General features: G+C 68.8%; 9 protein-coding genes. 6 read left to right on the top strand and 3 right to left on the bottom strand.

The window, feature by feature from the left end; translation table 11 throughout:
* Positions 1–65 precede the first annotated feature (65 nt).
* On the top strand, positions 66–1,250 hold the full coding sequence (locus MFF30_RS19995; protein ID WP_238281489.1) for an aminotransferase class V-fold PLP-dependent enzyme: 1,185 nt from the start codon (positions 66–68) through the stop codon (positions 1,248–1,250).
* 74 nt (positions 1,251–1,324) lie between these two features.
* Positions 1,325–2,221: an amino acid ABC transporter substrate-binding protein gene (locus tag MFF30_RS19990; protein WP_238281485.1), complete on the top strand. Its 897-nt coding sequence runs from the start codon at positions 1,325–1,327 to the stop codon at positions 2,219–2,221.
* Between the two features lie 429 nt (positions 2,222–2,650).
* Here the strand turns inward: MFF30_RS19990 and MFF30_RS19985 are convergent, their stop codons facing one another.
* Positions 2,651–4,258, bottom strand: a complete 1,608-nt coding sequence (locus tag MFF30_RS19985) for a PepSY-associated TM helix domain-containing protein (RefSeq protein ID WP_238281483.1) — start codon at positions 4,256–4,258, stop codon at positions 2,651–2,653.
* A gap of 39 nt (positions 4,259–4,297) precedes the next feature.
* A complete protein-coding gene (locus tag MFF30_RS19980; protein WP_373320953.1) occupies positions 4,298–6,631 on the bottom strand; it encodes a TonB-dependent siderophore receptor in 2,334 nt (777 codons plus the stop codon).
* Between the two features lie 361 nt (positions 6,632–6,992).
* Here MFF30_RS19980 and MFF30_RS19975 point away from each other — a divergent pair, with 361 nt between their 5' ends.
* Positions 6,993–7,427, top strand: a complete 435-nt coding sequence (locus tag MFF30_RS19975; protein WP_238281481.1) for a cupin domain-containing protein — start codon at positions 6,993–6,995, stop codon at positions 7,425–7,427.
* A 28-nt stretch (positions 7,428–7,455) separates the two neighbouring features.
* Here the strand turns inward: MFF30_RS19975 and MFF30_RS19970 are convergent, their stop codons facing one another.
* Positions 7,456–8,019 carry an SH3 domain-containing protein gene (locus MFF30_RS19970; protein ID WP_238281479.1) on the bottom strand — a complete coding sequence of 188 codons (564 nt, stop codon included), beginning with the start codon at positions 8,017–8,019 and terminating at the stop codon, positions 7,456–7,458.
* A gap of 311 nt (positions 8,020–8,330) precedes the next feature.
* Between MFF30_RS19970 and MFF30_RS19965 the strand changes: the two genes are divergently transcribed.
* The 3 genes from MFF30_RS19965 to MFF30_RS19955 all read left to right on the top strand — a co-directional run bounded on the left by MFF30_RS19965 (position 8,331) and on the right by MFF30_RS19955 (position 11,005).
* On the top strand, positions 8,331–9,335 hold the full coding sequence (locus tag MFF30_RS19965; RefSeq protein ID WP_238281477.1) for a 2-hydroxyacid dehydrogenase: 1,005 nt from the start codon (positions 8,331–8,333) through the stop codon (positions 9,333–9,335).
* Between the two features lie 133 nt (positions 9,336–9,468).
* The gene (locus MFF30_RS19960) at positions 9,469–10,512 is read left to right on the top strand and encodes a PAS domain S-box protein (RefSeq protein ID WP_238281474.1); all 1,044 of its coding nucleotides are present in this window, start codon (positions 9,469–9,471) and stop codon (positions 10,510–10,512) included.
* Positions 10,513–10,582: 70 nt separating this feature from the next.
* A complete protein-coding gene (locus MFF30_RS19955) occupies positions 10,583–11,005 on the top strand; it encodes a SufE family protein (protein ID WP_238281471.1) in 423 nt (140 codons plus the stop codon).
* The last annotated feature ends 73 nt before the right edge of the window (positions 11,006–11,078 follow it).

The raw sequence follows: 11,078 nt of genomic DNA, 5'->3' as shown, positions 1-11,078 counted from the left end.
GACGAGGCATTGCGCCGGGAAGCCCCGGCGCAATGCCTCGTCGCGTCCGCGCCGCCGGAGGGATCATGAGCCAGCACTACGACGTCGCCGCCGTTCGTCAGGCGTTTCCGGCTGTCGAGCACGTGGTCTATCTCGACAGCGGCTTCCAGACCCCGCTCTCTCGCCCCGTGAAGGAAGCTTACGAGCGTTTTCTCCAGGAGGGTTTTGAGACCGCCGGTCCGAAGCAGATCTGGCTCAGTCGGTTGGAGGAGACTCGCGTCAAGGTCGCCACCCTGCTGGGCGCCAAGCCCCAGGAAATTGCCTTCACGAAGAACACCTCGGAAAGCATGAACATCGCCGCCAATGCGCTCCCGCTGCACGCTGGCGACAAGGTTCTGATGATCGATGGTGATCATCCCAACAACGCTTACGCCTTCCTCAACTTGCAAAAAAAAGGCGTCGAGATCGTCTTCATCCCGATGACCGAAGTGGTGAACGCGGAGAGCTTCCAGCCCTACATCGACGAGCGGACGCGGGCGATTTCCATGTCGCACGTCACCTTCCACGCGGGTCACCGTTTCGACGTGGAAAGCGTCGGCGATCTGTGCGCGCAGCGCGATCTCTACTTCGTCGTGGACGTCATGCAGGGCATCGGCGTCGTGCCGATCGACGCCAAGGCGATGAAGGCCACCTTCATCGGCTCGGGTACGCACAAGGGCCTGCTGGTGCCTCAGGGGCTCGGCCTACTCTATTGGGACGCGGCACGGATCGAACTGGAACCGGCCTACATGGCGGCAGCCAGCCTCGCCAATCCGCCAGCGGATTTCATCGCGCGAGCGGACAATATGGCCCTGCCGGCGACCGCCGGGCGGTTCGAACTCGGCAACTTCAACCTGCCGGCCATCCAAGGGCTTGGTGCGGCGCTCGACCTCATCGGAAAGGTGGGGATCGAGAACATCCAGAACCACTGCTTTGATCTCGGCGACTACCTGATCGAGCGTCTAGACGAGCTCGATGTCGGCTTGGTCGGACCCCGCAACCGCGAGCACCGCGCGCCGCACATCTATGTCATCGCGCTGCCGGCAGCGGACTGGCTCGACTACTTCACCAGCACCGGCATCCGGGTTTCGCCCGAGCGGGACGGCATCCGGGTGTCCCTCGGCATGTTCAACAACACGGCCGACATCGACCGGTTGGTCGACGCCATCCGCGCCAGGAATGCGCCAGGGATGCCGCAAGCTCGCACCGCTGTGCTGTCGAAGCTCGGCTAACCAGCCGAACAGCTTCTCCCCCAATCCCAGAACGCCGCCCGGAAGGGTTCAATTTCATCGAGAGGAGCAAAGCCGTGTTCTCAGGTCGCGTTTCCACACGAGTGTCCTGCGCGCTCGCCCTCAGCCTCGCCGCGAGTGCGGCATCCGCTGAGAGCCCGACGCTGACCAAAATCAAGCAGACCGGTAGCGTGACGCTCGGCTATCGCGAGGCTTCGATCCCGTTTTCGTACCTTGGCAAGGACCAGAAGCCGACCGGCTTCTCCCTCGATCTGTGCTCGGTGGTCGTCGATAAGATCAAGGCCGATCTCAAGCTCGATAAGCTCGACGTCAAACTTCAGCCGGTGGACTCCTCCAATCGCATTCCGCTCATCCAGAACGGAACCATCGATATGGAGTGCGGGGCGACTTCGAGCAGCGCCGCCCGGCTCAAGCAGGTCTCCTTCACGGTCGCGATCTTTGTCTCCTCCGCGCGGTGGCTGACCAAGGTCTCGTCGGGCATCCAGGACGTGAAGGGGCTCGACGGCAAGGCCGTCGTGGTCACGCAGGGCTCGAACGCCACCAACTTCGCGTTCGGCATCAAGGCCAAGGGAGGCACGTTCAACATTATCCAGGGCAAGGACCACGGCGAGTCGATGTTGACGCTCCAGAGCGGGCGCGCGGCGGCCTTCATGGAAGACGACATCCTGCTTGCCAGCCTCAAGGCCCGCACGTCCGATCCGACCGCGTTCGCCTTCCTGCCCGAGACTTATGCCTTGGTGCCCTATGGACTGATGCTGCCCAAGGGCGACGCAGAGTTCAAAGAGCTTGCGGACGGCGTCCTGAAGGGCCTGATGGCGTCAGGCGCCTTCACCAAGCTCTACGCCAAGTGGTTCGAAAGTCCGATCCCACCCAACGGCGACAACCTGAACTTCCCGATGTCGGACGCCCTGAAGGAGCGTGTCCTCCACCCAAGTGACTCGGTCGAGTTCTGATCCATACCATCGGGGACTTAACGAGCGGCTGGATTTCCCACTTCGGCACGAAACCGGGCGTTCGTTACGTGTTCATTGAAACACCATTTTCCACCCAACCTGGATTTTGGTCATCCTCCGCCAAGCTGCCGTGAAGCGGACCTCCAGAGGTCTGTGAAGGGTCGACAGCGGATCCAGGACGCGGGCTCCATTCGTCAGAGTTCGTCCCCCTTGACCGGTCAACGCCCGAGGCCGCGAGACCGCCCGAAGAGCCTCCACGTCCAAGAGCCCGCGACCGAGATCCGCCGCCCGCTCTGGTACGCGTTGGCGGCCCGCCGTGTCGCCCACGCGGCCATGGCCCTCGGGTGCGGTTCGCAGGACGATGGCCTCGGTTCTTCCGGGACGGCGCGGAAGGCCTGAGCCTCCGGCCTTGTCGCCGGGACGCCGACGTCAGGCCTCGCTGAGCGCCTCCGTCCTGCGCGGCGCGCGCGCCGCAGGGGCCGGCGCCGTCCGGGCCGGTGCCTCGGCGGCCCGGCTCGCCCGCCGGGGGCCGGCGTAGCGGGCGACCTTGCGGGCCGCCAAGCCGAACAGGCCCGCGAGGGCGAGGAGGGTCGCGTCGAACCCCGCGAAGCGCGCCTCGCCGGCGAGGAGCCCGGCCCAGTTGTGATCCACGAGGGCGACGTCGACGGCGACCACCGCGCCGTAGAGGCCGGCGGTGGCCGCGAGCGCCAGCCGCCACGCCCGGCGCTGCGGGTCGGCGAGGGCCGCCACGGTCACGAGCCCCCAGGCGGCGAAGAAGGCCGCGATTTCCCCGTCCGCCCGCCCCGGCAGGTCCGGCGGCAGCAGCCGGTTGGCGAGGAAGTAGACCGCGATTCCCGCCGGCAGGCCCGCCACGCTGCCGATGTTGAGGGCCTGGACGAGGCGCAGGCCGAGATGGGCCCGCGCGCCGGGTTTCGGCAGGCGCGCCACCGACCAGAGCACGAGCCCGGTCGCCACCATGGCCGAGCCCATCAGGCCGCACAGGAAGAACAGCCCCCGCACGGCCGGCCCGGCGAAGTGCGCCTCGTGCAGGCCGACCATCGTGGTGAAGGTCCGGGTCGCCGGCTTGAGGCCCCCCTGCCGGACCTCGCGCACCGTCCCCGTCACCCCGTCGAAGGCGATCTGCGGGTGCTCGTGCGAGAGCCCGTGCGGCTCCTCGAACACCGCCGTCACCACGGCGTTCGCGTCCCGCGGGTTGACGATCGCGAGGCGCTCGAGGGGCTCGGAGACCGTCGCCATGGCGGCGCGCACCATCGGGCCGATGGGCGCCAGCGTGCCGGGCTGTCCGGCGGCGGCGCGCGGCGCCGGGATCTGGCCGCTCTCGGCGAAGAACGTCGGGGCCTCGCCCTTGTAGGCCGTGGTGATGCCCCAGGGCATGTACATCACGCTCAAGGTGACGATGCCCGTGTAGGTGATCATGAGGTGGAAGGGCAGCGCCAGCACGCCGGTGACGTTGTGGGCGTCGAGCCAGCCGCGCTGGGGCGCCTTGTCCCGCCGCAGCGTGAAGAAGTCCGCGAAGATGCGCCGGTGCGTGACGATGCCGGAGATCAGCGCCACCAGCATGATCATGGCGCAGATGCCGACGATCCAGCGGCCCCAGAGCGGGGGCATGTGGAGCTCGAAGTGGAAGCGGTAGAGGAAATCGCCGCCCTTCGTCTCGCGGATCGCGGCCGGCGCGCCCGTGTCCGGATCGAGGCGGGCCTGTCCGGGCGGGGTGCCGGGCTTCGTCCGCCAGAACAGGTCGACGACCGGGCTGTCCGGCTGCGGCAGGCCGATGAACCAGCTCCGTGCCCCGCCCGCATGCTGCTGGAGATGCGCGACGCCGAGCGTGGCCGCCCGCGCCATGGCGTCGGGCGAGAGTGGCGCGATCCGGCCGATCTCGGGCCGCATCCAGCGCGAGATGTCGGCCCGGTAGTAGCTCGCCGTGCCGGTGACGAAGACCGCCAGCAGAATCCAGCCGACGATGAGGCCGGACCAGGTGTGGAGCCAGGCCATGGCCTGGCGGAAGGTCGTCCCCATCGCGTCCTCCGGGAGATGGTGGTGGTCGCGCGACGGCGCTTACCAGCGGTAGCGCAGGGTGGCGTAGACGGTGCGGGGCAGGCCGTAATAGCAGCCGGAATACCCGAAGCAGCCGGTGACGTACTGCTCGTCGAGGAGGTTCTGCACGTTCACCTGCATGGTAAAGCCCTGCAGCGTCGGATCGATGTATTTCAGGTCGTAGGTGGCGAGGGCGTCGACCAGGACGCTCTCCGGAACCTTGAAGGTGTTGGCCGGATCGCCCCAGGACGAGCCGAGGTAGCGCACGCCGCCGCCGAGCCCGAGGCCGATCAGCGGGCCGTCGAGGAAGCGGTAATCCGCGAACATCGAGATGGTGGTGTCCGGCACCTGCACCGGGCTCCGGCCGAGAAGCGGCACGTTCTGGCCGGTGAGCGCGTTGCGGGTGTTGGTGATGTCCGCGACGTTGCGGATGTCGAGGAGCGAGACGCCGCCGATCAGCGTCAGGTTCTCGCTGAGGTTCGCCCGCGCCTCGAACTCGACGCCCTGCACGCCGACCGCGCCGGTCTGCACCACGAACGCGCCACGGCCGGGGGTCGGGTCCGTCTGGGTCGCGTTGGAGCGGCGGATGTCGAAGGCCGCGGCGGTGAGCAGGATGTCGGTGCCGGGCGGCTGGTACTTGATGCCGGCCTCGAACTGGTCGCTGGTGACGGGGTCGGGAACGCGCCCGGCGGTCCCGAAGGCGGTGTCGAAGATCCGGCCGTTGACGATCGGCTCGAAGGCCTCGCTGTAGGAGACATACGGGGCAAAGCCGTTGTCGAACAGGTAGAGCAGGCTCGCCCGGCCCGTGAAGGCGTCGGACGGGACGTTCTGGTTGGCGATGGCGCCCGTGGCGAGGGTCCGGGTGGGGCCGGACTGGCGGGCGACGTCGTAGCGGCCGCCCAGCGTCAGCACGAGGCGGTCGAACTTGATCTGGTCTTGGAAGTAGACGCCGGTCTGCTCGGAGGTGATGCGCGCATCCGCCGTGAAGGCCGGGAAGGCGATGTTCATCTCGTAGTTCGGGTTCAGCAGGTTCAGGCTGGGCGCCGGTACGAACGGCCCCGACAGGGTCCGGGTCTCGAACGTCCGGTGATCGACGCCGACGAGGGCCGTGTGAGCGAAGATCCCCGTGTCGAACGTCGCGACTGCGTTGCTGTCGATGGTGTAGGCGTCGATTCCCACACGCGTTCCGCCGACGAACCGTCCCAGCGTCGGACCGCTGGTGAACGGGCCGTTCGAGACTTCGTCGAAGCTCGAATAGACGCTCCGGTAATTGCCCTCCGTGCGCAGGTAGCGGCCGGCGGAGTGGAAGCGCAGGTTCTCGTTCACGCGGTGGTCGAAGATGTAGCTGATCGAGGCCTGCGTGCGGTCCGAGCGCTCGATGTTGCGGTCGCCATCGTAGAAATCGACCGGCAGACGGCCGATACTGCCATTGCCGAAATTGCGCGGGAACAGCGAGCCCACCGCCGGAACGCCTCCGTAGAAGCCCGAGAACGGATCGCGCTGGTAGTTGCCGATGATGGTGAGCGAGGTGTCGGTCGAGGGCCGCCAGGTGAGGCTGGGGTTGATGAAGAAGCGCTCGACCTGCGTGGTCACCGCCGGGCCGTCGCCCTTCCAGCCGAGGCCCACCACGCGATAGGCGAACTGGTCCGCGAGAGGGCCCGCCTCGGCCGGGATCGGGCCGCCGACATCGAAGCCGCCGCGCACTTCGCTGAAGCCGCCGCCCTGCACGAAGATCTCGCCGTGCTGCGTGAAGCGCGGCACCTTGGAGACGAGGTTGACGATGCCGCCGGGGCCGGACTGCCCGTAGAGCACCGAGGCCGGACCCTTGATGATGTCGACGCGCTCCACCCGGTAGGGGTCGACAGACGGCGTGGCATCACGGCTGCCGGGCAGCGGCAGGCCGTCGAGGAAGAGCGGGGCAGCGAAGCCGCGGATGTAGAACTGGTCGAGGCGGGTCGCGCCGGCGCCGCCGCGCTGCTCGGTGGTAACGCCGGGCGAGTAGCGCAGGGCCTGGTTGAGAGTGAGCGCGTTCTGGTCTTCGATCTGCTTGCGGCCGATCACCGAGATCGACTGGGCGGTCTCGACGATCGGCGTGTCGGTCTTGGTGGCCACCCGGCTCTCGGTGGCCACGTAGCCGCGCACCGGGCCGACCGCGCCGCCGGGCTGGTTGCCGGCCGCGTTGCGGCCGTTGCCGGTGCCCTCCACCGAGAGGGTGTCGAGGGTCACCGTCTGGCTGGCATCCTGGGCTTGGACGGGGCCCGAGGGGCCGCCGGTCCAGGCGACGCCGGACAAAAGCGTCAGCATCAGTCCGCGCTGCACGATGTTACCGACGCGACGTGAGGAAAGGGGCAGCATAAAGCAGGACACAGCCAAGACCATTCGTGGGAACGCACCAGCGGCTTCGCAGGATCGTGATGTGATCAACTTACCCGGGCCGAGTAATGTCTTGGCAGGATTCATTATACGCATGCAAGGCGTATGTTTTTTACTTATTCCAACATAGAACTGCGTTGTTCGCCCAAGGCCGCGACACGTGCCCGCGCGCGCCGTAATCCGCCTCGGGCGGGAAAAGCGCGGGCCTGTCGCCGAAATGCCGCGCGGGCGTGGAGGGGGGCGGAGCAGGGATTCGGCCTGGAGGCGGCCGGCGCGGATCTGCGCTAAGTGTCGTGAGGCACGTTGAAGTCCGGGCCGGCCCGGAGAGGAGCGAGGATCGAGGATGAGCGATGACACCCTGACGGCGCACGGCGTGTTCGACGTCGCGGAGCACGCCGCGCGCCTGCCCGAGACCTCGGACACCATGGTGGCGGACCACCGCTTCACCGACGACCCGGCGGCCAGCGCCCGGGTGTTCCGGGTCTACAGCCCGACGCCGCCGCACAGCCACGCCTCGTGCGACGAGTATCTCTACGTCCTCTCGGGCCGCTGCCGGATGAAGTTCGGCGACGAGGCGCCCGTGGAGGTCGGTCCGGGCAAGCTCGTGTTCTTCAAGCGGGGGGTGGTCCACTCGGTGCCGGAGATCCTGGAGGAGCCGATGGTCTTCCTCTCCGTCGACACGCCCCGGCGCGAGCCTCGGGACATCCGCTTCGTCCACGACGGGACGGGCACGCCCGACACGTTCATGCGCCAGTCCCGCAGCGCCAGTCCTGAATAGACCGGTCCCGAGACCGGCGGGCGCCGCGCTACTCGACCTTCTCGTCCGGGTAGACGCCCCAGAGGCGGTTCTGGCGGATGTAGCCGTCGACGTCGCCGCGCTTCTGCGGCAGGGAGACGACGACCCGGCACCAGGCGCCCGTGCAGGCCTTGACGCTGCCGATGACGCCGGCCTGGAGGCGCGCCTCCTCGCCCGCCGCCTCGTCCGCCTTGGCGTAGAGCGGCACCGCGACCTTGTCCGCGCCCTTGTCGGTCGCCCGGGGGGCGGTGACGATGGCGGTCCGCCTGCCCGAGAGGAGCGAGTGCAGCACCCAGCCCTCGGTACCCTCCGAGTCGCGGATGCGGCGCCAGGTCTCGAACTCGGCCACGATCTCGATGGGGAGCCCCGCCCGCTGGAACACCCAGAGGGTGCGGTGGTCCTTGGAGGGGCCCTCGCGCAGGTTCACCCGGTCGGTCTTCAGGCTGGCGTAGCGCGGCAGCGGCAGCTTCGTCACCGGCCCCAGGGCGACGTCGGGCCCGGCGCTCGGCGCCGGAGCGGCCAGGGCGGGCACGGTGCCCAGAAGGGCGGTCAGCAGCAGGGCAAGCGCGCGCATCGTCCGGTATCCTTCGCTGGTCGGGGACCGCGCCCGAAGCGCGGCGGCGGACCCCGGCATCCATTGTGTTCCGCGGCCTCTCTGCTAGAGAGGCCACATGAGGTCGAGAAGGCCTGGGGCCGGAAAGGCCTCGGGGTCGCGCTAAGCCATCCGGCTGCCGGCCCGGTCGTTCCGACTGTCTTGACGGGCGCGTGGTTAACGCGCGGTAAGCTTGCGGTGTCGTCCGCGCCCCGGGCATCAAGCCGAAACCGGCCGGTCCGGATTCTGGCGCGGCGGGCCGCGATCGCGGCGAGAGCTCGCGGGGAGGGTGCATGTCGTCGTTGAAGCGCAAGCCGCTCGTGGTCGTCACGCGGCGTCTGCCCGAGGTCGTCGAGGCGCGCATGCGCGAACTCTTCGAGATCCGCCTCAACGCCGACGACGCCCCGATGTCGTCCGAGGCCCTGATGGCGGCCATGCGCGAGGCGGACGTGCTCGTGCCGACCGTGACCGACGAGATCGACTCGGGCCTGCTTGCCCAGGCCGGCCCCAACCTGCGGTTGATCGCCAATTTCGGCAACGGCGTCGATCACATCGACGTGGCTGCGGCGCTGGAGCGCGGCATCACCGTCACCAACACCCCCGGCGTCCTCACGGAGGACACCGCCGACATGACCATGGCGCTGATCCTGGCGGTCGCCCGCCGCGTCACCGAGGGCGCCCGGATCATCCCCGAGGACGCCTGGACCACGGGCTGGTCGCCGACCTGGATGCTCGGCCGCCGTATCACCGGCAAGCGCCTCGGCATCGTCGGCATGGGCCGCATCGGGCAGGCCCTGGCCCGCCGCGCCAAGGCCTTCGGCCTCTCGATCCACTACCACAACCGCCGCCGGGTGCCGGCCCAGATCGAGCGCGACCTCGACGCGACCTACTGGGAATCCCTCGACCAGATGCTGGCCCGCGTCGACATCGTGTCGGTGAACTGCCCGCACACGCCGGCCACCTACCACCTGCTCTCGGCCCGCCGCCTCAAGCTCCTCAAGCCCGAGGCCGTGGTGGTGAACACCGCCCGCGGCGAGGTCATCGACGAGACCGCGCTCGCCCGCCTGCTCGAGGCGGGCGACATCTCCGGCGCCGGCCTCGACGTGTTCGAGCAGGAGCCGGCGGTGAGCCCGCGCCTCGTCAAGCTGGCCCGCGCCGGCAAGGTCGTGCTCCTGCCGCACATGGGCTCGGCCACCCACGAGAGCCGCGTCGACATGGGCGAGAAGGTCATCATCAACATCAAGACCTTCATGGATGGACACCGGCCGCCCGACCGCATCCTCCCCACCATGCTCTGAAGCGCCCCGCCCACCGCATCGAGGGTATGCACCGTCTTCACAACGTAGGATCGGAACGGGGCCACCCCCGGCACGTTGTCCGGCGCAAGCCCTGGGGCGGGGCTGGCGCTTTGAACGGGTGGATCGGAGTATCATGGCCGCGGACACGCCGTCGACCGAAGCGGCATCGGTGAGTGGGATGGGGTGCGGGGAGTTCCGGCGGTTCGCCGATTTCGTGCCCCTGATGATGTGGCGCGCCGATACGCAGGGTGCCGCAGTCCATCACAACGAGACCTGGCTCGCCTTCACGGGCCGCTCCCCCGAGGAGGAGAGCGGCCATGGCTGGCGCCGCGGCCTGCACCCGGACGATCTCGAGCGGCACGCCGCCATCGTGGCCAAGGCTTTCGAGGCCCAGGAGCCCTTCACGTCCGAATTCCGTCTGCGCCGGCACGACGGGGCCTATCGCTGGCTCCTCGACACCGCCAAGCCGCTGCGCGAGAACGGCGACTTCGTCGGCTTCCTCGGGACCTGCTTCGACATCACCGACCGCAAGCACGCCGAGGAGCATTCGGAGCGCGCCCTGGTGGAGAAGGAGGCGCTGCTGGCGGAGGTCTATCACCGCGTCCGCAACAACCTCCAGGTCATGGTCAGCCTGATCGGGCTCTATGGCCGCGCCGCGCCGGCGCCCTGCCGGGGCAGCTTCGAGGCGCTCGGGCAGCGCGTGCGCGCCATCGCGCTGGTGCAGCAGCACCTGCACGAAGCGCCCCACATCGCCTCGATCGACCTGCGCGACTACCTGCACCGCCTGGCCTCGGGCCTGGGGCAACTGCGCCGGGCCGGCCGCATCGGCGTCGCCGTGGGCGGCCTCGGCACCAGCCTCGTCGAGCCGCGCACCGCCAACGCGCTCGGCATGATCGTGGCCGAGGTGGTGTCGGAATGCCTCGACACCACGGCCGAGACCGTGGCCTGCGCCATCGATATCCAGATCGACGCGCAGGCCGGCGGGCCCGTGCGGCTCACCATCGTCTCAGGGGCGGGGGAGGGGGGCGCGCCCAGCAAGCTGGAGGTGCCCAATCTCGGGCCCCGCCTCATCGCGGCCTACGCCTCCCAGGCCGAGATCGCCGTGCGCGGCGTCGGCACGATGGACCAGCCCCTGGAGCTGCAACTGCCCGAGGTTCTGGTGCAGTCGTCCGCCTGAGGATCGCAACGCGCCCCGCATATCCTATATGCGGGGAACCCCAGACGCGCACCGAGTCCGCCGGCCGATCATGCTCCCACCCATCGCGACGATCATCGACAATTTCAGCATCCTCGACGAGGGGCCCGACCGCTACGAGTACCTGATCGAGCTCGGCCGGGCTCTGCCGCCCTTTCCCGACGACTTGCTCACCGAGGAAAACCGGGTCCATGGCTGCGAGAGCCAGGTCTGGGTGGAATCGCGCCTCGACCCGGCCGAGGCGCCGCCCCGCCTCCACCTGCGCGGAACCAGCGATTCCGTGATCACCAAGGGGCTGATCGCCCTGGTGATGGCCCTGCACGACGGGAAGACGCCGGAGGAGATCGGCCGGGTCGACGTGTTCAAGGTCTTCAAGGAGATCGGCCTCGGCGCCCACCTCACCTCCAAGCGCTCAAACGGCGTGCGCTCCATGGCCGAGCGCATCCACCGGGACGCCGCCCGCTTGGCGGCTTGAGGCCCAATTGGCGGCCTGACGACCGCTCTGCGGCACCGCTCTGCGGACCTCAGGCCGCAGAGCGGTGCCGCAG

This window comes from Methylobacterium goesingense (assembly GCF_022179225.1).
Lineage (GTDB): Bacteria > Pseudomonadota > Alphaproteobacteria > Rhizobiales > Beijerinckiaceae > Methylobacterium > Methylobacterium goesingense.
This window is presented reverse-complemented; position numbering and strand designations above follow the sequence as displayed.

Bases quoted from the DNA above. Each gene is read 5' to 3' on its own strand.
- MFF30_RS19995 (WP_238281489.1), top strand. From the start codon at position 66: ATGAGCCAGCACTACGACGTCGCCGCCGTTCGTCAGGCGTTTCCGGCT.
- MFF30_RS19985 (WP_238281483.1), bottom strand. From the start codon at position 4,258: ATGGGGACGACCTTCCGCCAGGCCATGGCCTGGCTCCACACCTGGTCC.
- MFF30_RS19980 (WP_373320953.1), bottom strand. From the start codon at position 6,631: ATGCTGCCCCTTTCCTCACGTCGCGTCGGTAACATCGTGCAGCGCGGA.
- MFF30_RS19975 (WP_238281481.1), top strand. From the start codon at position 6,993: ATGAGCGATGACACCCTGACGGCGCACGGCGTGTTCGACGTCGCGGAG.
- MFF30_RS19970 (WP_238281479.1), bottom strand. From the start codon at position 8,019: ATGCGCGCGCTTGCCCTGCTGCTGACCGCCCTTCTGGGCACCGTGCCC.
- MFF30_RS19965 (WP_238281477.1), top strand. From the start codon at position 8,331: ATGTCGTCGTTGAAGCGCAAGCCGCTCGTGGTCGTCACGCGGCGTCTG.
- MFF30_RS19960 (WP_238281474.1), top strand. From the start codon at position 9,469: ATGGCCGCGGACACGCCGTCGACCGAAGCGGCATCGGTGAGTGGGATG.
- MFF30_RS19955 (WP_238281471.1), top strand. From the start codon at position 10,583: ATGCTCCCACCCATCGCGACGATCATCGACAATTTCAGCATCCTCGAC.